This window comes from Pseudomonas oligotrophica (genome assembly GCF_021726475.1).
GTDB classification, from domain to species: Bacteria; Pseudomonadota; Gammaproteobacteria; order Pseudomonadales; family Pseudomonadaceae; genus Stutzerimonas; species Stutzerimonas oligotrophica.
On record NZ_JAKJRU010000007.1, the window covers coordinates 89,353 to 109,928 of the forward strand.

Annotated in this window: 18 protein-coding genes; 10 read left to right on the top strand and 8 right to left on the bottom strand. The window is 70.3% G+C overall.

Annotated features, from left to right (window positions below):
- Nucleotides 1–118: 118 nt before the first annotated feature.
- Nucleotides 119–925, top strand: a complete 807-nt coding sequence (locus L3N39_RS15475; RefSeq protein WP_237258355.1) for a DUF4892 domain-containing protein — start codon at nucleotides 119–121, stop codon at nucleotides 923–925.
- A 78-nt stretch (nucleotides 926–1,003) separates the two neighbouring features.
- The gene (locus L3N39_RS15480) at nucleotides 1,004–2,089 is read left to right on the top strand and encodes an AI-2E family transporter (RefSeq protein WP_237258356.1); all 1,086 of its coding nucleotides are present in this window, start codon (nucleotides 1,004–1,006) and stop codon (nucleotides 2,087–2,089) included.
- A 9-nt stretch (nucleotides 2,090–2,098) separates the two neighbouring features.
- Here the strand turns inward: L3N39_RS15480 and L3N39_RS15485 are convergent, their stop codons facing one another.
- Nucleotides 2,099–3,088, bottom strand: coding sequence for a patatin-like phospholipase family protein (locus L3N39_RS15485; protein ID WP_237258357.1), 990 nt, complete (start codon nucleotides 3,086–3,088; stop codon nucleotides 2,099–2,101).
- Between the two features lie 149 nt (nucleotides 3,089–3,237).
- Here L3N39_RS15485 and selD point away from each other — a divergent pair, with 149 nt between their 5' ends.
- The 7 genes from selD to L3N39_RS15520 all read left to right on the top strand — a co-directional run bounded on the left by selD (nucleotide 3,238) and on the right by L3N39_RS15520 (nucleotide 10,611).
- Nucleotides 3,238–4,272, top strand: coding sequence for a selenide, water dikinase SelD (gene selD, locus L3N39_RS15490; RefSeq protein ID WP_237258358.1), 1,035 nt, complete (start codon nucleotides 3,238–3,240; stop codon nucleotides 4,270–4,272).
- The gene (gene mnmH / locus L3N39_RS15495; protein ID WP_237258359.1) at nucleotides 4,272–5,363 is read left to right on the top strand and encodes a tRNA 2-selenouridine(34) synthase MnmH; all 1,092 of its coding nucleotides are present in this window, start codon (nucleotides 4,272–4,274) and stop codon (nucleotides 5,361–5,363) included. Before selD ends, mnmH begins: the two co-directional genes overlap by 1 nt.
- A gap of 26 nt (nucleotides 5,364–5,389) precedes the next feature.
- Nucleotides 5,390–5,668, top strand: coding sequence for a hypothetical protein (locus L3N39_RS15500; RefSeq protein ID WP_237258360.1), 279 nt, complete (start codon nucleotides 5,390–5,392; stop codon nucleotides 5,666–5,668).
- 134 nt (nucleotides 5,669–5,802) lie between these two features.
- Nucleotides 5,803–6,720: an AAA family ATPase gene (locus L3N39_RS15505; protein WP_237258361.1), complete on the top strand. Its 918-nt coding sequence runs from the start codon at nucleotides 5,803–5,805 to the stop codon at nucleotides 6,718–6,720.
- Between the two features lie 28 nt (nucleotides 6,721–6,748).
- A complete protein-coding gene (locus L3N39_RS15510) occupies nucleotides 6,749–7,708 on the top strand; it encodes a DUF58 domain-containing protein (RefSeq protein WP_237258362.1) in 960 nt (319 codons plus the stop codon).
- Complete coding sequence (locus L3N39_RS15515) at nucleotides 7,705–9,705, top strand: transglutaminase TgpA family protein (protein ID WP_237258363.1); 2,001 nt, start codon at nucleotides 7,705–7,707, stop codon at nucleotides 9,703–9,705. Before L3N39_RS15510 ends, L3N39_RS15515 begins: the two co-directional genes overlap by 4 nt.
- A 108-nt stretch (nucleotides 9,706–9,813) precedes the next feature.
- Entirely contained in the window at nucleotides 9,814–10,611 is a 798-nt protein-coding gene (locus tag L3N39_RS15520; RefSeq protein ID WP_237258364.1) for an acyl-CoA thioesterase, read from the top strand.
- 9 nt (nucleotides 10,612–10,620) lie between these two features.
- On the opposite strand, the gene L3N39_RS15525 is transcribed toward L3N39_RS15520, so the two are convergent.
- Together L3N39_RS15525 and L3N39_RS15530 are read right to left on the bottom strand one after the other, a co-directional pair.
- On the bottom strand, nucleotides 10,621–12,093 hold the full coding sequence (locus L3N39_RS15525; protein ID WP_237258365.1) for a methyl-accepting chemotaxis protein: 1,473 nt from the start codon (nucleotides 12,091–12,093) through the stop codon (nucleotides 10,621–10,623).
- Nucleotides 12,094–12,186: 93 nt separating this feature from the next.
- Nucleotides 12,187–12,993 (bottom strand): TatD family hydrolase, encoded by an 807-nt coding sequence (locus L3N39_RS15530; RefSeq protein ID WP_237258366.1) that lies wholly within the window; start codon nucleotides 12,991–12,993, stop codon nucleotides 12,187–12,189.
- A 140-nt stretch (nucleotides 12,994–13,133) separates the two neighbouring features.
- Here L3N39_RS15530 and L3N39_RS15535 point away from each other — a divergent pair, with 140 nt between their 5' ends.
- Entirely contained in the window at nucleotides 13,134–14,549 is a 1,416-nt protein-coding gene (locus tag L3N39_RS15535; protein ID WP_237258367.1) for an MltF family protein, read from the top strand.
- 2 nt (nucleotides 14,550–14,551) lie between these two features.
- Here the strand turns inward: L3N39_RS15535 and L3N39_RS15540 are convergent, their stop codons facing one another.
- From L3N39_RS15540 to L3N39_RS15560, 5 genes are all read right to left on the bottom strand, one after another.
- Nucleotides 14,552–15,565, bottom strand: a complete 1,014-nt coding sequence (locus tag L3N39_RS15540) for a lipase secretion chaperone (protein WP_237258368.1) — start codon at nucleotides 15,563–15,565, stop codon at nucleotides 14,552–14,554.
- A 46-nt stretch (nucleotides 15,566–15,611) separates the two neighbouring features.
- Nucleotides 15,612–16,544, bottom strand: coding sequence for a triacylglycerol lipase (locus L3N39_RS15545; RefSeq protein ID WP_237258369.1), 933 nt, complete (start codon nucleotides 16,542–16,544; stop codon nucleotides 15,612–15,614).
- A 291-nt stretch (nucleotides 16,545–16,835) separates the two neighbouring features.
- Nucleotides 16,836–17,333, bottom strand: a complete 498-nt coding sequence (gene greB, locus L3N39_RS15550; protein ID WP_237258370.1) for a transcription elongation factor GreB — start codon at nucleotides 17,331–17,333, stop codon at nucleotides 16,836–16,838.
- Between the two features lie 42 nt (nucleotides 17,334–17,375).
- A complete protein-coding gene (locus L3N39_RS15555) occupies nucleotides 17,376–19,883 on the bottom strand; it encodes an ABC transporter permease (RefSeq protein ID WP_237258371.1) in 2,508 nt (835 codons plus the stop codon).
- Nucleotides 19,880–20,566, bottom strand: coding sequence for an ABC transporter ATP-binding protein (locus tag L3N39_RS15560; protein ID WP_237258372.1), 687 nt, complete (start codon nucleotides 20,564–20,566; stop codon nucleotides 19,880–19,882). Before L3N39_RS15560 ends, L3N39_RS15555 begins: the two co-directional genes overlap by 4 nt.
- Nucleotides 20,567–20,576 lie beyond the last annotated feature (10 nt).

Consider the following 20,576-nt stretch of genomic DNA (forward strand, 5'->3'; position numbering starts at 1 on the left):
CGAGGCTGCAAACACAGCGGACAAGCGCGCGTGTGCCGCGCCCGGCCAGCCACGCGGCGACGGCCCGGGTGCCGGCCTCGCCGACCCTGCCGCAGTCGAGAAGTGCTTAAGGAGCGTTATGCGAAGAGGGCTGGTGGCCATCGCGGCCTTGCTGTTCGGCGTCGGGGCATCTGCCGCGGACGTCACGGGAAGTGCCGATCTCCAGGTGCTGCCGCGCTATCCCCAGGCGCGCATCATCGACTATCGCCAGGAGCCGGTGCTCGAGCGCGTCTATCCGCAGGATTCGGTCCGCCGCATCAGCGGGCGCCTGCGCATCGCCCAGCAGGTGGTTTCGTCCGGCCAGCTGACGGCGATCACCTATCGCCTGCCTGACAGCCACAGCGGAATCGAAGCCTTCGAGCAGGCACGCCGGCACTTGCTGGAGCAGGGCGGCGAGCTGCTCTACTGGTGCGAAGGGCGCGATTGTGGCTCGAGCAGCCTGTGGGCGAACTCGATCTTTGGCCGGGCCATGCTCTACGGTCCCGAGGCGCAGCAGGCGTACCTGCTGGCGCGCCTGCCCGAGGCCGCCGACAGCCTGGTCGCCCTGTACGGCATCACCCGCGGCAATGGCCGGCCCTACCTGCATGTCGAGCAACTGCAGCCGGACCAGCCGCTGGGGGATCTGCTGCCCAGTGCCGCGACGCTCCTGCGGCAACTGCGCAACACCGGCGAGTTGCGCCTGGCGCGCCTGCCGGACGAGCCGGTGGCCGACTGGGGCGAGCTGCTGGCCGGCATGCTGCGCCTGGACAGTACCCTGCGCGTCAGCCTTGCCGGGCGCGCCGCGCCGGCCTGGCGCGAGGCGTTGATTGGCGGGCGGATTGCCGCCGGGCGCATGGAGCTCGATGACTCGGACGAGACCGGGCTCACCATCAGGCTATTGCGCTGACCCGGTCGGGCAGGTGCAATAGGCGCCTTCCCGTGCGGTGCGCTGGCGCACCGTGCTTTCCCCCGTCGAGTGCCGTGCATGCTCAACAATGACCGCCTTTTGGCGCAGATCCTGCTCCTCGCCTTGCTGGGCGCCTGCCTGTGGGTGCTGGCGCCCTTCGCCTCGACCCTGTTCTGGGCGGCCGTGCTGGCATTCGCCAGCTGGCCGCTGATGCGCCTGCTGACGCGCTGGCTGAAGGGCAACGCCAGCCTGGCCGCGGGTTTGCTGACGCTGTGCTGGATGGTGCTGGTCGCGGTGCCGCTGGTCTGGCTCGGCTTCAACATCGCCGACCAGATCCGCGAAGTGACCATGCTGCTGCACAACCTGCAGGTCAGCGGCCTGCCGCCGGCGCCGGCCTGGCTGGGCGAGATCCCGTTGATCGGCGACAACCTGCTGGAATTCTGGAACACCGTGGACGAGCAGGGCACCGCGCTGTTCGCGCAACTGCGCCCGTATTTCGGCCAGGTCGGCAACTGGCTGCTGGTGCGCAGTGCACGGATCGGCGGCGGCATGCTCGAGCTGGCGCTGAGTCTGGTACTGGTGTTCTTCTTCTACCGCGACGGGCCGTACCTGGCGGCCTTCGCCGAGCGCATGCTCGAGCGCCTGATCGGCGAGCGGGCCGAGCACTACCTCGAACTGGTCGCCGGCACCATCCAGCGCGTGGTCAACGGCGTGATCGGCACGGCTGCCGCCCAGGCGGTGCTGGCCTACATCGGCTTTAGCATCGCCGGCGTGCCGGGGGCGCTGGTGCTCGGCCTGCTGACCTTCGCCTGCAGCTTCGTCATGGTCCCGCCACTGGTCTGGGGGCCGGCGGTAGGCTGGCTGGCCTGGCAGGGCGAGTACGGCATGGCGATCTTCATGGGCATGTGGGGCATGTTCGTGATCAGCGGCGTGGACAACATCCTCAAGCCCTATCTCATCAGCCGCGGTGGCAACCTGCCGCTGGTGGTGGTGCTGCTCGGCGTCTTCGGTGGCATCCTGGCGTTCGGCTTCATGGGGCTGTTCCTCGGCCCGACCCTGCTGGCGGTGGCCTACAGCCTGCTGAGCGACTGGCTGGTCAAGGAAGTGCCCGAGGCGGCGACCAAGGAGGCGGTGGTGCTGCGCTCCGAGCACCACCACCACTGAGGCGCGCCGCTACTGCTCCTGCTCGTACAGGTCCAGCGCGTCGCGGGTGACGATGCGGCCCAGCTCGATCAGCTCGGGCGCCTTGTGGAATTCGTAGAAGCGGCAGGCGCGCTTGGGGATGTTCACCAGCACGTTTGGCGGATAGCCGGCGATCTTGTACTGGGTCAGCGACGACTGCATCACGTCGAAGCTCTGGTTGATCAGGTCGAGCAGCGAGGCCGGGCCGGAGGCATCCATCACCGTCGCACCCTCGGCGGACCTGGGCGCCCCCTGGCCGGTGGGCGCCGCCGGCGGCTGGTCGTCGATCGCCCGCGGGTGCGGCTCGGGCAGCAGGGCGGGCGGTTCGCCCGCGACGTCGCGGCGGCGGAACGGCAGATGCGCACTCAGTGAGCTGAACATGCCGTCGAAGCGCCCGGGCCGCTCGACCTCCGGCAGGGGGTACTGGCGGTGGTTGTTGCCGTTGAGGTTGACCGCGATGATCAGGTCGCTGTGGCTAGACACCACCGGCACGATGGGCAGCGGGTTGAGCAGGCCACCGTCGACCAGCATGCGATTGCCCTGCATCACCGGGGTGAACAGGCTGGGGATCGCCGCCGAGGCGCGCATGGCCAGCTCCAGGCGGCCTTCCTGGAACCAGATCTCCTGCTGGTGGGTGAGGTCGGTGGCCACGGCGGTGTAGGGGATCGGCAGGTCCTCGATGTTGATCTGGCCGAGCATGTCGCGGATGCGGCTGAACACCTTTTCGCCGCGAATCGCCCCCATGCTGAAGCTCGGGTCCATCAGCCGCAGCAGGTCGAGGTAATCCAGGCTCTCGATCCAGGCCTGGTATTCGCCGAGCTTGCCGGCGGCGTAGATGCCGCCGACCACGGCGCCCATCGAGCAGCCGGCGATGCAGCTGATCTCGTAGCCGCCGCGACGCTCCAGTTCGTCGATCACGCCGATGTGCGCATAACCCCGGGCGCCGCCGGAGCCCAGTACCAGGGCCACTTTCTTGCTCATGCCATCCCTCCCGTGCATGACACAAGCATACGTCGGCGGCGCGCTCGGACAAGGGGGCTTTAGGCGTAGCGGGCAGAACGGCGGCGCACTCGCGGCACGGCTGCCCTTTGCTACAATCGCCGCCCGTTTTCGAGCGCCGAGAGTCTTCCATGAGCGAACCGATCCGCCTTACCCAGTACAGTCACGGTGCCGGCTGCGGCTGCAAGATTTCGCCCAAGGTGCTGGACGTGATCCTCGCCGGCAGCGGTGCGCAGAACCTCGACCCACGCCTGTGGGTCGGCAACGCCTCGCGCGACGACGCGGCGGTGTACGGCATCGACGAGGAGCGTGGCGTGGTCTCCACCACCGACTTCTTCATGCCCATCGTCGACGATCCGTTCGATTTCGGCCGCATCGCCGCCACCAACGCGATCAGCGACATCTACGCCATGGGCGGCGATCCGCTGATGGCCATCGCCATCCTCGGCTGGCCGGTCAACGTGCTGCCGCCGGAGGTCGCCCGCGAGGTGGTCGCCGGCGGCCGCGCGGCCTGCGACGCAGCGGGCATTCCGCTGGCTGGCGGCCATTCGATCGACGCCCCGGAGCCGATCTTCGGCCTGGCCGTCACCGGCCTGGTGGACAAGCGCCACATGAAGCGCAACGACACCGCCAGCCTCGGCTGCAAGCTGTACCTGACCAAGCCGCTGGGCATCGGCATCCTCACCACCGCCGAGAAGAAGGCCAAGTTGCGCGCCGAGGATGTCGGCCTGGCGCGTGACTGGATGTGCACGCTGAACGCGGCCGGCAGCCGTTTCGCCCGGCTCGACGGGGTGCGTGCCATGACCGACGTCACCGGCTTCGGCCTGCTCGGTCACCTGGTAGAGATGGCCGACGGCAGCGGGCTGAGCGCCGAGCTCGAGTTCGCCCGCGTGCCGCGCCTGCCGGGCGTGGAGTACTACCTCGAGCAGGGTTGCGTGCCCGGTGGCAGCCAGCGCAATTTCGACAGCTACGGTCATCGCATCGCGCCCCTGGCCGATGGCCAGCGCGACCTGCTGTGCGACCCGCAGACCAGCGGCGGCCTGCTGGTGGCGGTCGCCCCGGAAGGCGAGGCCGAGTTCCTCGCCGTGGCCGGCGAACTGGGCCTGGCGCTGGAGCCCATCGGCCGCATGGTCGAAGCGCGCCAGCACGCGGTAGAGGTCGTCTGATGCGCCCCGATACCGATGATTACCGCGCGCTGTTCCTCAACGACGTGCCGATGATGGATGCGCGTGCCCCGGTGGAGTTCGCCAAGGGCGCGTTCCCCGGGGTGGTCAACCTGCCGCTGATGGACGATGCCGAGCGGCAGAAGGTCGGTACCTGCTACAAGCAGCACGGTCAGCAGGCCGCGCTGGAGATGGGCCATCGCCTGGTCTCCGGCCAGGTCAAGGAAGCGCGCCTGCAGGCCTGGACGCAGTTCGCCGAGCGCCATCCGCAGGGCTACCTGTACTGCTTCCGCGGCGGCCTGCGCTCGCAGATCGTGCAGCAGTGGCTGCGCGAGGCAGGCATCGACTACCCGCGGGTGGTCGGCGGCTACAAGGCCATGCGCCAGTTCCTGATCGATACGCTGGAGCAGGCGGTGGCCGAGTGCGGGTTCGTGCTGGTCGGCGGCATGACCGGCACCGGCAAGACCGAGGTGCTGGCGCAGCTGGACAACAGCGTCGACCTCGAGGGCCTGGCCAACCACCGCGGTTCGAGCTTCGGCAAGCGCGCCACGCCGCAGCCGGCGCAGATCGATTTCGAAAATGCCCTGGCGATCCGCCTGCTCAAGCTGCGTGGCGCCGGTATCGAGCGCTTCGTGGTCGAGGACGAGGCCCGCCTGGTCGGTCGTTGCTCGATCCCGCTGCCGCTCTACCAGGGCATGCAGGATTACCCGCTGGTCTGGCTGGAGGACAGCCTGGAAGGCCGCATCGAGCGCATCCTCAAGGACTACGTGATCGACCTCTGCGCCGAGTTCATCGGCGAATTCGGCGAGGCGGGATTCAGCGCCTTCGCCGAGCGTTTGCAGCAAAGCCTGGTCAATATCCAGAAGCGCCTGGGCGGCGAGTGCTACAAGCGTCTGGCGCTGCTGATGGACCAGGCCCTGGCCGAGCAGTCGCGCAGCGGTTCGGTGGATCTGCACCGGGGCTGGATCGAAGGTTTGCTGCGTGAGTACTACGATCCGATGTACGCCTACCAGCGCGAGAGCAAGGCGCACCGTATCCAGTTCGCCGGCAGCCAGCCGGAAGTGGTCGACTACCTGCGTGCGCGGCAGGCGTGATTCGCTCAACAAGGAGAGACGAGGCAATGAAGATCTGGTTGGCTTTACCCCTGTTAGCCCTGCTGCTGGCCGGCTGTGCCGGCAAGACCGCCTACCGCGACAGTTGCGCAGCCGAGCTCTCGGCGGCCTGGAAGGAGCAGAGCCTGGCCGAGGCCGAGGGCTTCGCCGGCACGGTGAGCTACTCCAAGGCCCTGGCGCTGCTGACCGCAGCCAAGACCCAGCAGCAGTTCGAAGGTTTCCGCGGCTGTACGCAGAAGGCGCAGAAGGCGCGCTTCTACCTGCGCGAGTCGCGCGCCGGCCGCTGACCATCCGCGCGGCCGTCGCCATGTGGCGGCCGCGTCGGACGCAGTGAGACCGAATTGTCATCGCAGGTTGCAGCCGCTTGGCGCAGGGGCTTGCGGCCAGTAGCATCGGGCGGTCCCAGGGGAAAGGGGTTCCCATGCAAGCGAGACTCGAGGCCTGTCTGGCCGCCATCAACCAGGTCGTGCTGGGCAAGGATTCGCAGGTCCGCCTGGCGGTGACCTGCCTGCTGGCCCGCGGGCACCTGCTGCTCGAAGACCTGCCCGGCATGGGCAAGACCACCCTCAGCCATGCCCTGGCGCGGGTCATGGGGCTGAGCTTCCAGCGCATCCAGTTCACCTCCGACCTGTTGCCTGGCGACATCCTCGGCACCTCGGTGTTCGACAAGCAGAGCGGCGGCTTCGTCTTCCATCCCGGGCCGATCTTCGCCGAGCTGGTGCTCGCCGACGAGATCAACCGCGCCACGCCGAAGAGCCAGAGCGCGCTGCTCGAGGCGATGGAGGAAGGCCAGGTGACCATCGAGGGCGCCACGCGGGCGCTGCCGCAACCGTTCTTCGTCATCGCCACGCAGAATCCGGCGAGCCAGGGCGGCACCTTCGCCTTGCCCGAATCGCAGCTCGATCGCTTCCTCATGCGGCTCTCGCTGGGCTACCCGGCGCGCGCCGCCGAGCGTGCCCTGCTGCTGGGCCAGCCGCGTCGCGAACTCTTGCCCGACTTGCAGCCGCTGCTCGACCATGCGGCGCTGGCGGCAATCCAGCAGGCGGTGGCGCAGGTCAGGGCCAGCGATGCGCTGGTCGACTACGTGTTGCGCCTGGCCGAGGCGACCCGTTCGCAGCCGCAGTTCGCCTGGGGGCTGTCGCCGCGCGGCAGCCTCGCGCTGCTGGCGGCCGCCCGCGCCTGGGCCTATCTCGACCGCCGCGACTATGTGATTCCGGAGGATGTCCAGGCCGTGCTGCCGGCGGTGCTCGGCCACCGCCTGCGCGAAGCGGCCGATGCCAGCGGGCACGGCGGCGGCGCGCTGGTGCAATGGCTGCTGCGCGAAGTGCCGGCGCTCTGATGCACTGCGCCGTACGGGGCTCGCCGGCTTGAGGCTGCTGCCGCGCTTTCGTGAGCGCTGGTTGCTGCGACGCATCCCGCCGGCGCCGAGCATGCGCCTGGACCAGCGCCGCATCTTCATCATGCCGACCCGCACGGGCCTGGCCTTCCTCGGCGCGCTGCTGCTGATGATGCTGGCGGCGATCAACTACCAGAACAGCCTGGCCTACGCGATGACCTTCCTGCTCGGCTCGCTGTTCCTGGTCGCCATCCTGCATACCTGGCGCAATCTCGCCGGGCTGGTGCTGCATGCCAGCGGCGCCGGGGTGGCCTTCGTCGGCGAGCAGGCGCGCATGCGGGTGCGCCTGGAAAGCCGCGGGCGCAGCTACCAGGCGGTCGCCGTCGGTTGGCCGGCCAGTGGCCTGCGGCTGCTCGACGTACCGGCGCTGGGCAGCGTCGAAGTCGATCTCGAGCTGCCGGCGCTGCGTCGCGGCTGGCTGCGCCCTGGGCGCCTGCGCGTGGAGAGCCGTTTCCCCCTCGGCCTGCTGGTGGCCTGGAGCTGGGTCGACCTGCAGCTGGCCGCGCTGGTCTATCCGCGGCCGCTGGCGGCGGAACTGCCGGCCATGTTCGGCGCGCAGGAAGGCGAGGCGGGCAGCCAGGTGCGCGGTGTCGGCGCCGACGACTACCAGGGGCTGCGGGCCTGGCAGCCAGGCGATTCCCGCCGGCGCCTGCACTGGAAGGCCTATTCCCGCGGGCAGGGCTTGCTGGTCAAGGAGTTCGCGGCGTTGGCCGGGGGCGATCCGCAGCTGGATTTCGCCAGCCTTGAGGGCGACGTCGAGGTCCGCCTCTCGATGCTCTGCCACTGGGTGCTGGCGCTGAGCGAGCAGAGCCAGCCGTTCGTGTTGCGCCTGCCCGATTGCCAGCTGGGCCCGGACAGCGGCAGCGCCTACCGGGAGCACTGCCTGCGCGCGCTGGCGTTGCACGGCAGCGCGCAGGAGCCGGTGCGATGACGGCCGCGCCGCTGATTCCGCGCAACAGCCTGGTCTGGCTGCTGGTCGCCCAGGTGTTGGTCATCCTGCCGCACCTGACGCATCTGCCGCTGTGGATCATCGGCCTGTGGCTGGCCTGCGCGACCTGGCGCGTGCAGATCTTTCGCATGCGTGCGGGCTACCCGCGCGGCTGGGTGAAGATGCTGCTGATGCTCGGCGTAGGCTTCGCCGTGTATTTCTCCCGCGGCAGCCTGGTCGGGCTGGAAGCCGGCGTGGTGCTGTTGATCGCGGCCTTCATCCTCAAGCTGGTGGAGATGCGCACCCGGCGTGATGCCCTGGTGCTGATCTTCCTCGGCCTGTTCGCCGTGGTGACCAGCTACCTGTTCGAGGATGGTTTGCTCGCCGGTCTCTACAGCCTGCTGCCGGTCACCGTGCTGCTGGCCGCGTTGATCGGCCTGCAGCAGGGCAGCCTGGTCACGCGGCCGTGGCCGACCCTGCGCCTGGCCGGCTCGCTGCTGCTGCAGGCGGTGCCGGTGATGATCGTGCTGTTCCTGTTCTTCCCCAGGCTGCCGCCGCTGTGGTCGTTGCCGCAGCCGCCGGCGCGCGGCACCACCGGCCTGGCCGACAGCATGGCGCCGAGCGATCTGGCCAGCCTGGGCCAGTCCGCCGCGCTGGCGTTCCGCGTCACCTTCGACGGTGCGCCGCCGGCGCAGGCGCAGCTCTACTGGCGGGCGGTGACTTTCGAGCGTTTCGACGGCCGGCGCTGGTCGCAATCTCACCCCGTGCAGCTGCTCGATGTGCCGGAATGGCAGCCGGCTGGCGAGCCGATCGGCTACAGCGTGGTGATGCAGGCCAGCGGCCGCCCCTGGCTGTACACGCTGGACGTGCCGCAGGTGCAGGATGCGCCGGCCCGGCTGATGGGCGACTTCCACCTGCAGTTGCCGCGCCCGGTGGACCAGCCGCTGATGTACCGCGCGCTGTCCTGGCCCGAGGCGCGCCGCGAGGCGCAGACGGCGCCGGCGAGCCTCGGCCGCGCGCTGTCGCTGCCGGAGACCGGCAACCCGCGTAGCCGCGCCTGGGCCGCCGAGCTCGTGCGCCGCGAGGGCGAGCCCGAGGCGATCGTCCGCGCGCTGCTGTGGCATTTCAACCGCCAGCCCTATCGCTACACGCTGAAGCCGCCGGCGGTGGGCGCCGACATCGTCGACGGCTTTCTCTTCGATACCCGCGCAGGTTTCTGTGCGCACTATGCCGGGGCGATGACCTTCGTGCTGCGCGCGGCCGGCATACCGGCGCGGGTGGTGGCCGGCTACCAGGGTGGTGAGTTCAACCCGACCGGCGGCTACCTCAGCGTGCGCCAGTACGACGCCCATGCCTGGGTCGAATACTGGACGCCGGGGCGCGGCTGGGTGAGCGTCGACCCGACCTTCCAGGTCGCGCCGGAGCGCGTCGAGCGGGGGCTGCAGGAAGCCCTCGGCGCGGAACAGGAGTTCCTCGAGGACGAGCCCCTCTCATTGCTGCGCTTTCGTGGCATCGGCTGGGTCGATCGCCTGCGTTTCTCCTGGGACAACCTCAACCATGGCTGGCAGCGCTGGGTGCTCGGCTACCAGGCCGAGAGCCAGGCGCGATTGTTGCGCCAGTGGTTCGGCCGGTTCGAGGCGTCGCACCTGGCGTTCGGCCTGGTCGCGGCGGCCGGGGCGCTGCTCGGCCTGCTGGCGCTGCTGCTGCTCAAGCCCTGGCAACGCCAGCAGGATCCGCAGCAGCGTGCCTTCCTGCGCTTCGAACGCCTGCTGGCCCGCCATGGGCTGGTGCGCGAGCCGGGCGAGGGCGCACGCAGTTTCGCCCGGCGCGCCGCCAGCGCGTTGCCGGCCCAGGCGGCGCTGATCGAAGGCTTCCTGCAGCGCTACGAGGCGCAGCGCTACGCCGGTGCCGGCGGTTCGGCTGTGGAGCTGGCGCGGGCGCTCGCTGAACTCCGGCGCGCGCTGCCGTGGCGATTCAGCCGCGTCGAACGGCGGGTATGACGCTCCATTCGCCGGCCTGATCGCCGATCATTCCACCTGCGCGCGGCCCGCCGTCCGGCTGGTCGCGCTGCCTATAGTTGCAGCTCACTACGGGATCCAGAGGTGGCGATGACTCTTCAAGAAATGCTCCAGGCCGCGCGCGACAATCCACAGGCCGTGACCGTGCCGGCCAGTTGGGGCCAGGGGCGTGCCGGCTTCGGCGGGCTGGCTGCGGCGCTGGTCTACGAGGCGATGCGCGCACAGGTGCCGGCGGAGCGGCCGCTGCGCTCGCTGGCGATCACCTTTGTCGGGCCGCTGGCGGTGGATACGCCGGTCAGCCTGCAGGCCGAGGTGCTGCGCGAGGGCAAGGCGGTGAGCCAGATGCTTGGGCGCGCCGTGCAGGACGGCCAGGTGGTGACCTTGGTGCAGGGCAGTTTCGGCGCGCCGCGCAGCTCGGTGATCGAGGTGGCGGCCGAGCCGGCCCCGGAGCTGCCGCCGGTCGAGGCCTGCCAGGCGCTGCCCTACCTGCCCGGCGTGGTGCCGGCCTTCACCCAGCACCTGGAGATGCGCTGGGGGCTCGGCGGGCTGCCGTTCAGTGGCAACCCGTCGCGGGAGATGGGCGGCTGGGTGCGCCAGCGCGGCGAGCCGACCGGCGAGCGGATGAACGAGGCGCACCTGCTGGCACTGGTGGATGCCTGGCCACCGGCGCTGCTGCCGCAGCTGCGCAGTTTCGCGCCGGCCAGCTCGCTGACCTGGACCATCGAGTTCGTCCAGCCGCTGCCATCGCTCGACAGTCATTCCTGGTGTCGCTATCGCGCGCTGATCGAGCATGCCCGCGACGGCTACGGACATTGCGCCGCCGCGCTGTGGACGCCGGCCGGCGAGCTGGTCGCGCTCAGCCGGCAGACGGTGACGGTGTTCGGCTGAGGCACGGCCTCAGAGCTTCAGCTGGCCGATGGCCCGGCTGAGCTCGGTGGACAGGGCGGCCAGCTCGGCGCTGGTGCTGGCCGACTGGAGCGTCTGCTGCACCGTTCGCTCGGTGACGTCGCGGATGCCGGTCACCGAGCGGCTGAGTTCCTCGGCCACCTGGCTCTGCTGCTCGGCGGCCACCGCGATCTGCACGTTGCTGTCGCGCATCTGCGCCACGGCGCCGGTGATGGCCTCCAGTGCCTGCGCCGCCTCGCGCGCTTCCTGCACGCAGTCATCGGCCTTGAGCTGGCTCTCGCGCATGAATTCCACCGCGTCGCGGGTCATCGCCTGCAGTGCGGCGATCATCTCGGTGATCTCGTTGGTCGAATCCTGCACACGCTTGGCCAGGCTGCGCACCTCGTCGGCGACCACCGCGAAGCCGCGCCCCATCTCCCCGGCCCGGGCCGCCTCGATGGCCGCATTGAGCGCCAGCAGGTTGGTCTGCTCGGCGATGCCGTGGATGACGCCGACCACGCCGTTGATGCGCTGGCTGTCGCTGGCCAGTTGCTCGATGGTCTCGGCGGTCTGCTGCACGCCGCTCGAAAGGCTGGAAATCGATTGCTCGACGCGGGCGACGACCTGGTGGCCGGCGCTGGCCAGGTGGTCGGCGTTCTGCGATTCGTCGCGGGTGGCACCGGCGTGCTCGGCGATGTTGTACACCGTCGCGCTCATCTCGTTGATGGCGGTGGCGGCCTGGTCGGTCTCGCTTTGCTGGCCGAGCATGCCCTGGCGGACCTCGCCCATGCTCGCGGCCAGGCGTGCGGCGCCTTCGTCCAGGCGTGCCGCGGCCTGGGCCACAGTGCCGACGATGCGCTGGTAGCCGCCCTGCATCGCATTGAAGGCGCTGGCCATCTGGCCGACCTCGTCACCGCTGTCCAGCGGTACGCGGGCGGCCAGGTCGCCGCTGCGCTCGACGTGCAGCATCACGTCCTTGAGGGTGTTGAGATGGCTGAGCAGGAAGCGGATCAGCAGCTGCGAGGCTGCCAGCAGGCCCAGCATCAGCGCCGCGACGGCCATCGCATAGCTGAGGAAGTGCTCGGCCAGCAGCTGGCGCAGGCTGGGCGTGGTCGCCAGCACGGCGACCTGGCTGCCGTCGGCACGTTGCACCAGCCAGGCGCCGACCAGCGGATCCTCGGCCAGCAGGCGGTCATGCGGCAGGGCATGCCAGCCCGGCTTGGCGGGCAGGCTCTGCCCGTCGATGCGCAGCGGCTCGCCGGCGGCGGCCTGGCGCAGGCCGGCGGCAGTTGGTAGCGCACGGTCGCCCGGCCACTGCGCGAGCAGGGCGGCGCGCGTCTCGGCTGCGGCCTGGGCGGCGCTCGCCCGGCTGCCCTGCTCGAGCTGCAGGGCGAACAGCGCCAGCAGCAGGGTGATGACGAACGACACCATGTTCAGTGCCCAGAATTTGTATTTCAGGGACAGGTCGCGGATCCAGGCGAGCATGCGGCTTCTTCTTCTGTGGCGATCGGGCGGTAGTGAGAACGGCGTCGCGTTCTTCACCAGCATTAGCGGCCGCGTTCGGCAGAGCTTGAGCCGTCAGTCGCTCAGCGGCAGGCCGAAGAAGGCCCGCGCGTTGATGCTCGTCTGCGCCGCCAGTTCGTCCTGCGGTTCGCCGCGGTGGCGCGCCACCTCGCGCAGCACCTCGCCGAGGAAGGCCGGCTCGTTGTGCCCGGAGCGCGGCTTGGGCCGCAGGGTGCGCGGCAGCAGGTAGGGCGCGTCGCTTTCCAGCATCAAGCGGTCGCGGGGAATGTCGCGCACCAGCGGATGCAGGTGGGTGCCGCGGCGCTCGTCGCAGATCCAGCCGGTGATGCCGATGTGCAGGTCCAGGTCCAGGTAGGCGTACAGCGCGCGCCGTTCGCCGGTGAAGCAATGCACCACCGCGGCGCTCAGGCGGTCGCGAAAAGGCTGCAGGATCTCGACCAGGCGCTCGCTGGCGTCGCGCTCGTGGAGGAACACCGGCAGGCCGCTGTCGACGGCCAGCTGCAACTGCTCCTCCAGGACGCGCTCCTGCTGCGGGCGCGGCGAGAAGTCGCGGTTGAAGTCCAGGCCGCACTCGCCGACCGCGCGCACCCGCGGATCGTTATGCAGCGCCTTGAGCGCCGCGGCCGACTCCGCGCTCCACTGGCTGGCATCGTGCGGGTGGATGCCGGCGGTGCAAAACAGGTGCCGGCCGCTCTCGTCCAGCGCGCGGCACAACCCAAGGGCGGCTTCGCTCTCGGCAAGATCGGTTCCGGTCAGCACCAGCTGGGCGACGCCCGCGGCCCGGGCGCGTTCCAGCACGCCCGGCAGGTCGCGGGCGAAACTCGGGTGGGTCAGGTTGACGCCGATGTCGATCAGCTCCATTGCGGTTCCTTGGTCTACGTGGCGGCCCGTCGTGCGGGTTGCAGCGGTCCGCCGGAATTGGCAGGCGCGCGCCCCTGTGAGAGGCTGCGCATCATTTTTTGCCCGGACGCGGTCCGCCGTACCTCGAGGTTGCCTGCCCGATGCCACGCCTTGTGCTCGTCCTGTTCTGCCTGCTGGCGCTCGTCGCCGGGCCGGCAGCCGGGCGCGTGATGGGGCCGGAGCCCTGGCAGGCCGGGGCCGGCTCGGTGCGCGACCTGGCCGACATCCGGCGCAGCGGCGTGCTGCGGGTGCTGATCAACCAGAGCCGCAACAGCTCGGGCGAGGTCAAGGGCGAGGCGATCGGCGTCGAATACGCGCGGTTGCGTGCGTTCGAGCGCTACCTCAACCGCGGCCGGAGCGGCGAGCAGGGTATCACGCTCAAGCTGATCCCCAAGGCCAAGGACCAGCTGCTTGCCGCCCTGCAGCGCGGCGAGGGCGACCTGGTGGCGCCCGGCGAGCTGATCGACGCGCGCAATGTCCGTGGCCTCGTGCGCAGCCGCCCGGTGGTGCGCGGCGTCGAGCTGGTGCTGGTCGGCCGCAAGGGCGGGCCGCGCTATGGGCGCATCGAGCAGCTCTCGGCGCGCAGCCTGGCGCTACCGCCTGGCAGCGCGGCCGGGCCGGCGCTGGCCGCGCTCAACCGGCGGCTGCTGGAGCGCAAGCTGGCGCCCATCGTCGTCGAATGGGTCGATCCGACGCTGGCCATCGAGGATGTGCTGGAGATGGTCCAGGCCGGCATCTATCCGGTCACCGCGGTGGAGCGGACCATTGCCGAGCGCTGGGCGAAGGTCATGCCGCGGCTGGTCATCGAGGACCGGGTCAGCCTGGGCGAGCCGGCGGACATGCACTGGTTCGCGCGCAAGGAGGCAAGCATGCTGCGCGCCAGCATCGACCGCTTCCTCAAGGACTACCGCCCGCCGGAAAACCAGGATGCGGCCTTCGAGCGGGTCTATCGGCGGCTCTACAAGGTGCAGTACCCGCTCGACCGTACCGGTCGCCAGCGCCTGGAGAAGGTGCGCCCGGTGCTGCAACGCTACGCGGCGCAGATGGAGCTGGACTGGCTCAACCTGGCCGCCGTCGCGTTCAAGGAGTCGACCCTCGACCCGGCCGCCCGCGGCGCCGGCGGGGCGACCGGGCTGATGCAGGTGACCCAGGCCACCGCGCGCAGCCTCGGTGTCGCCGACGTCCACAAGCTCGACAACAACGTCTACGCCAGCGCCAAGTACCTGGCCAGCCTGCGGCGCAAGTACTTCGCCAGCCCGCGGCTCAACGAGCGCGAGCGCATGGCCTTCACCCTGGCGGCCTACAACCTCGGCCCGCAGCGCGTGCAGACACTGCGGGCCGAGGCGCGGCGGCGCGGGCTGGACCCCAACCAGTGGTTCTTCCAGGTCGAACGCGTCGCCATGGCGACGGTCGGCATGGGCGTGGTCGCCTACGTCAACAGCGTCAACAAGTACTACCTGGCCTACGCCCGCGAGCGCTACCTGCTGGAAACCGACCCACGCAGCGCAGCCAACTGAGCTCAGCCTTCGCGCGCGTCGAGCAGGCGTTCGGCGGCCTCCAGGCGCAGGCGTTCGCTGGCGTCGAAGCGATCGGCGGCGAGCCGTTCGACGGCTGCGCGCCGGTCGGGCTCGCCGAGCCCGCGGTTGGCCTCGATTTGCCGCTTCTGCGCCTGGTAGCTGGCGATGCGCTGCGCCCATTGCGCGCGGCGTGCATCGAGCGCCTGCAAGCGCTCGGTGGCCGCGTTGCCGACCAATTGCTGGCGCAACTGGCGCAGCTGCTCGGGCGAGCCGCCGGCCGCCTGCAGGCGTTCGGTCTGCTGGCGCAGTTCCAGCTGGAGCTGCGGTGCCAGCGCCTGGCGCAGGTCTTCGGGCAGGCCGGCCTGCAAGCGGTCGATGGCCTCGCCCTTGGCCTTTGCATCGAGCCTTGGGTCCTGGCGGATGGCCAGGCGCTCGAGGCTGAAGCGGTCGTACTGCTCATCCAGGCCGAAGAACGCCTGGTGCACCTGCGGGTCGAGCAGGCGTGCCCGCAGCGCCTGCACCGCATCCAGGCGCTGCCTGACCGCAGCCAGGCTGTCGGCACGCGGATGGGCGCGCTCGAGGTCGAGCAGCTGGCGCTTGTAGTCCAGGTAGGCGGTCAGCAATGCCTGGGCCTGCTGCCTGGCCGGTTGCGGCAGCTGCCGGTCGAGATGGGCGCGCAGGCGCTGGACACTGCGCAGCAGGGGCTCCTCGCCGACCGCGCTGAGGAAGTAGTCGAACAGCCGGCGCAGCTCGCCGGTGATCAGCAGGTTGTTGCCGGCGTCGACCGCCAGGCGGCCGTCGACCTCGGTGCCGCGGAACGACAGCGGCAGCGGGCCCGGCGGAGGCGTACCGGCCGCTCGGCGGGGCTGTGCTGGCGGCGTTGCGGGCGCGACGGCCGCGGGCGTTTCGCTGCGCAGCGGGGCCTGGGCGGCCGCCGCCGGCGGGTCGCGGTGGGAGGCGGCCCATGCCAGCGCCACGGCCGCCAGCGCGGCCAGGGTCATGATCGTTCGGTTCATGTTCGTCTCTCGCCAGGGGCGGCCGGGCCTGGCCCGGCCGCATGGGTCACAGGCCGGCGGTCTTCAGCCGGTTGGCGTGCTGGCGATAGACGCTCAGCGGATCGGTCTCGAACAGGCTGGTCAGGCCGAAGACCTGGTTCACCTCGTCGAGATGGTTCATCCGGTAGTTGTCGCGGATGACCATGCCCAGGTGCGAGCTGCAGCGGCCGACCAGGCCGTCGTTGGCTTCGTCGAAGGCCAGCGCGCCGGCGCCCATCATGGCGTCGCTGATGTCCAGCGGGTTGGTCAGCGGGCTGGTGCCGCTCCAGGAGTAGTAGCGCACGCCATTGACCTGGTAGGCGCCTTCGCCGCATTCGCTGGTCGGAATGCCCTGCGGGTACTTGGCGTTGAAGCGCGCCGCGCCCTCGCTGTTGAGCGACTCGAGCGAGCCCAGGGAGTCCTGCGGGGCGGTGCTGCTGCTGCCGGACAGGAAGTTGATCAGCGCGCCCATGGCGTTGGTCAGCCCGGCGACAAAGGCCTCGCCCGCCGAGCCCTCGGGGATCTGGCGGATCAGGTCGGCGACGTCCGAACCCTTGTGCGGCGCGCCGACGCTGGTCACCGAGGCGACCAGGTCCGGACGTACCGCGGCGACATAGCGGATGGTCGGCCCGCCATGGCTGTGGCCGATCAGGTTGACCTTGGGCTGGCCGCTGAGCGCGACGATCTCCTCGACCTGGGCGAGCAGTTCTTCTCCGCGCAGCTCCGAGGTGTTCAGCTGGCTGACCTCGGTGACGTAGACCTGGGCACCGTCGCGCCGCAGCGCCGCGGGGATGCCGTACCAGTAGTCGACGCCGAGCAGGCTGTCGAAGCCGAGCATGCCGTGGGTCAGCACGATGGGGTAGCGGGTCTGGGTATAGCCGCTGGCGCTGGCTGTTTGGGCCAGGCCGGCGAGGGCCAGCGTGCAGAAGGAAAGGACGAGCAGTTTGTTCTTGTTGTTCATGGACGCACTCTTTCTAAGGGGTGAGATAAGCAGGGCAGTCCCTTGCCGTTCACCGCGCCAGGCGCGTACTGCGCAGCCAGAAGGGCAGCTTTTGTGCCAATCGTGCGTCGATCGTCTGTGGGGTGCGTTGCAGAGCGGCAGCGGCGGCATCGTTGGGTGCGCGCCGGCTGGCGTTACCGTGCGTGGCTGTTACGGGTGGCTACGCATCTGGCGCCTGGCTTGTTTCATCGCGACACGTTTCGCGATCTTCGAAGAATTTCGTGACTTTTCGGTCACGCAGCGCCTGCCTGGTCACGGGTAGTCGATGGCCACCACGTACCACAACCGCGGGCCGGTCGGTGTCTGTACCTGGACTTCGGCATCCAGCGCCTTGCCGACCAGCGCCCGGGCCAGGGGGGAATCGATGCTGATCAGGCCCTGGCGCAGGTCCAGTTCGTCCGGCCCGACGATGCGGTAGCGCGCCTCGTTGCCGTCCTCGTCCTCGAGCGTGACCCAGGCACCGAAGTAGACCTTGTTCGGATCGCTCGGTCGCTCGGCCACCACCTTGAGCTTCTCCAGGCGCTTGGTGAGGAAGCGCACGCGGCTGTCGATCTCGCGCAGCATCTTCTTGCCGTAGGTGTACTCGGCATTTTCCGAACGATCGCCCTGGGCCGCCGCCTCGCTGACCGCCTGGGTCACTTGCGGGCGCCTGACGTGCCAGAGTTCGTGCAGTTCGGCGCGCAGCCGGGCCTCACCTTCGGGGGTGATCAGCGGCGTGCCGGCGGTACGGGGCGGACGATAGCGGCTCATGGCGTGCGTTCCTGACGAGGCGAGCGGCGATTCTAGAGCGCTTCAGCCGTCGCGCAACACCTGCAGGGGGCTGGCATTGAGCGCGCGGCGGGTGCCGAACAGGCCGGCGCCGCCTACCAGCACGGCGCCGATCAGCGGCAGCAGCAACAGCCAGGGGTGCGGCTGCCAGGCGATATCGAAGACGAAACGGTAGAGCAGGGCGCTGACCAGCTCGCAGCCGAGCGCGGCCAGCACGCCGCTCACCGCGCCGAGCAGGCCGAATTCGGCGCGGCGCGCGCGTACCAGCATGGCGCGCTCGGCGCCGATCGCCCGCAGCAGCGCACCCTGGCGGATGCGCTCGTCCAGCGTGCTCTGCAGGCCGGCGAAGAGCACCGCCAGCCCCGCGGCAAGGACGAACAGCAGGACGTACTCCACCGCCAGCGAGACCTGGGCGAGGATACTGCGCAGCTGGGCCAGCAACGCCTCGACCTGCAGTACGGTCACCGAGGGGAAGTCCCGCGCCAGCTGCACCAGCTCGCGGTCGCGTCCGGCGGGCAGGTGGAAGCTGGTCATGTAGGTGGCCGGCATGTCCTGCAGGGTGTCGGGCTCGAAGATCATGTAGAAGTTCGGCTGGAAACTGTCCCAGTCGACCTCGCGCAGGCTGGTCACCCGGGTCTCGCGGGTCACGCCGCCAACGCTGAAGCCGAGGCGGTCGCCGAGGGTCACGCCGAGGCTCTCGGCCAGCTCCGCCTCGACCGAGACGCCAGGCAGCGCCGACGGATCCTGCCCGGCCTGCCACCAGTGCCCGGCGAGCAGGCGGTTGCCCTCGGGCAGCTCCTGCGCCCAGGTCAGGCTGAGGTCGCGGCGTACCGCGCGTTCGCCTTGCGAATCCTTGCTTACCAAGGCCCGTACCGGCTCGTCGTTGATCGCCACCAGCCGGCCCGGCACCACCGGGTAGAGTGGCGCCGCCTGGTTCGAGAGCGCCTCGATGCGGGCGGCGAAGGCGTCCTTGTCGGCGGGCAGCACGTTGAGGGCGAAGTGGTTGGGCGCGTCCGTCGGCAGTTGTTCCTGCCAGGTCTCCAGCAGCTCGCCGCGCAGCAGGGCGATCAGCGCCATGGCCAGCAGAATCAGGCCGAATGCCAGGGCCTGCCCGGCGGCCGCCAGCGGGTTGCGCATCAGTTGGCCCAAGCCAAGGCGCCAGGTCAGCGAGGTGCCGGCCAGCAGCCGGCGCAAGCCGCGCAGGGCGAGCAGCAGCAGGCCGCCGAGCAGGACGATGGCGAGCAGGCCGCCGCCGAGCAGCGAGAGCGTCAGGCGCAGGTCCAGGCTGAGCCGCCACATGATCAGCCCGAGTGCGGCGATCGCCGTGGCATAGACCACCCAGCTGCTGGGCGGCACCGGCAGCACGTCGCGACGCAGGACGCGCAGCGGCGGCACGCGGCCCAGCGAGGCCAGTGGTGGCAGGGCGAAGCCGGCGAGCGCGACCAGGCCGGTCGCCATGCCGGCCAGCGCCGGCCACAGGGTAGCCGGCGGGATGTCCTGCGCCAGCACGTCGCGCAACAGGACGAACAGGCCGGCCTGGGCGACCCAGCCGAGCAGCGCGCCGGCAGCGCTGGCGATCAGGCCGAGCATGGCCAGCTGGGCGCCGTACAGCAGCAGCGCTTCGCGCCGCGACAAGCCCAGGCAGCGGAGCAGGGCGCTGGCATCGAAGCGGCGGCTGGCGAAGCGCGTGGCCGACAGGGCGACCGCCACGCCTGCGAGGAGGATCGCCGCCAGGCTGGCCAGGTTCAGGTAGCGTTCGGCGCGGCCGAGTGCGCCGCCGATCTGGCGATTGCTGTCGCTGGCGGTCTCGATGCGCTGGTTCGCTTGCAAGTCGGGCTCGATGGCCTGCCGGTAGCGCCCGAGCAGGGCGGCTTCGCCCCGCCACAGCTCGCGGTAGCGCACGCGGCTGCCGGGCTGCACCACGCCGGTCGCGGCGAGGTCGTCCAGATGCATGAGCACCCGCGGAGTGAGGCTGTAGAAGTCGCCGACCCGGTCGGGTTCGTAGGTCAGCACGCGGGTCAGGCGCAGCGGCTGGCTGCCCACCTCTATCAGGTCGCCGATCTGCAGCCCGAGGGCGGTGAACAGGCGGGCCTCGGCCCAGGCCTCGCCCGGGCGCGGGCCGCCGCCGGGTTGTTCGGCCTGGAACGGTGCCGGCGCGCTGCGCAGCTCGCCGCGCAGTGGGTAGGCGTCGTCCGCGGCCTTGATGCTGGCCAACTGGATCTGCTCGTCGGTGGCGATCACGCTGGAGAATTCGACCACCCTGGCGTGGGCCAGGCCCAGCGTGGTGCCGGCCTCGATCTGTCGGGCCTCGGCCGGTGCGCTGCCGGCGAGCACCAGGTCGGCGCCGAGGAACTCGCTCGCGCGAAGCAACATGGCGTCGTTCAGCCGCGCGCTGAAATAGCCGATCGCCGTGCTCGCCGCGACCGCCACCAGCAGGGCGAAGAACAGCACGCGCAGCTCACCCGCGCGCGCATCGCGCCGCAGCTGGCGCCAGGCCATGAGCAGGATGCGCCGCAGCGGGATGGCCTTCATGGCGCGGCCCCGTCGTCGACGCGGCGGCCGCCCTCCAGGTGCAGCTGGTGCTGGCAGCGTCGCGCCAGGCGTTCCTCGTGGGTGACCAGCACCAGCGTGGTGCCGTGCTCGCGGTTGAGTTCGAACATCAGTTCGATGATGTGCGCGCCGGTCTGGCTGTCCAGGTTGCCGGTAGGCTCGTCGGCGAACAGCAGCTGCGGCTCGGCGGCGAAGGCACGCGCCAGGGCGACGCGTTGCTGCTCGCCGCCGGAGAGCTGGCGCGGGTAGTGATGCAGGCGGGCGCCGAGGCCGACCCGTTCGAGCAGCTCGGTGGCGCGACGCCTGGCTGCACTGCTGCCCTTGAGCTCGAGGGCGAGCATGATGTTCTCCTCGGCATTCAGGCTTTCCATCAGCTGGAACGACTGGAAGACGAAGCCGACGTGGGCACAGCGCACCCGGGCGCGCTGGTCTTCGTCGAGCTGTTGCAGTGCATGACCGGCGAGCAGCACCTCGCCCGAGCTCGGCAGGTCCAGCCCGGCGAGCAGGCCCAGCAGGGTCGACTTGCCCGAGCCCGAGGCGCCGACGATGGCCAGGCTGGCGCCGCTGTCGAGTTCCAGCGAGAGGTCGCTGAGGATCTGCAGGTCGCCTTCCGCGCTGGGGACCACTTTGCTAAGGTGCCGGGCGATGAGAATGCTGCCGCTCATGGAGAATCCG

Bases quoted from the DNA above. Each gene is read 5' to 3' on its own strand.
- L3N39_RS15475 (WP_237258355.1), top strand. From the start codon at position 119: ATGCGAAGAGGGCTGGTGGCCATCGCGGCCTTGCTGTTCGGCGTCGGG.
- L3N39_RS15480 (WP_237258356.1), top strand. From the start codon at position 1,004: ATGCTCAACAATGACCGCCTTTTGGCGCAGATCCTGCTCCTCGCCTTG.
- L3N39_RS15485 (WP_237258357.1), bottom strand. From the start codon at position 3,088: ATGAGCAAGAAAGTGGCCCTGGTACTGGGCTCCGGCGGCGCCCGGGGT.
- selD (WP_237258358.1), top strand. From the start codon at position 3,238: ATGAGCGAACCGATCCGCCTTACCCAGTACAGTCACGGTGCCGGCTGC.
- mnmH (WP_237258359.1), top strand. From the start codon at position 4,272: ATGCGCCCCGATACCGATGATTACCGCGCGCTGTTCCTCAACGACGTG.
- L3N39_RS15500 (WP_237258360.1), top strand. From the start codon at position 5,390: ATGAAGATCTGGTTGGCTTTACCCCTGTTAGCCCTGCTGCTGGCCGGC.
- L3N39_RS15505 (WP_237258361.1), top strand. From the start codon at position 5,803: ATGCAAGCGAGACTCGAGGCCTGTCTGGCCGCCATCAACCAGGTCGTG.
- L3N39_RS15515 (WP_237258363.1), top strand. From the start codon at position 7,705: ATGACGGCCGCGCCGCTGATTCCGCGCAACAGCCTGGTCTGGCTGCTG.
- L3N39_RS15520 (WP_237258364.1), top strand. From the start codon at position 9,814: ATGACTCTTCAAGAAATGCTCCAGGCCGCGCGCGACAATCCACAGGCC.
- L3N39_RS15525 (WP_237258365.1), bottom strand. From the start codon at position 12,093: ATGCTCGCCTGGATCCGCGACCTGTCCCTGAAATACAAATTCTGGGCA.
- L3N39_RS15530 (WP_237258366.1), bottom strand. From the start codon at position 12,993: ATGGAGCTGATCGACATCGGCGTCAACCTGACCCACCCGAGTTTCGCC.
- L3N39_RS15535 (WP_237258367.1), top strand. From the start codon at position 13,134: ATGCCACGCCTTGTGCTCGTCCTGTTCTGCCTGCTGGCGCTCGTCGCC.
- L3N39_RS15540 (WP_237258368.1), bottom strand. From the start codon at position 15,565: ATGAACCGAACGATCATGACCCTGGCCGCGCTGGCGGCCGTGGCGCTG.
- L3N39_RS15545 (WP_237258369.1), bottom strand. From the start codon at position 16,544: ATGAACAACAAGAACAAACTGCTCGTCCTTTCCTTCTGCACGCTGGCC.
- greB (WP_237258370.1), bottom strand. From the start codon at position 17,333: ATGAGCCGCTATCGTCCGCCCCGTACCGCCGGCACGCCGCTGATCACC.
- L3N39_RS15555 (WP_237258371.1), bottom strand. From the start codon at position 19,883: ATGAAGGCCATCCCGCTGCGGCGCATCCTGCTCATGGCCTGGCGCCAG.
- L3N39_RS15560 (WP_237258372.1), bottom strand. From the start codon at position 20,566: ATGAGCGGCAGCATTCTCATCGCCCGGCACCTTAGCAAAGTGGTCCCC.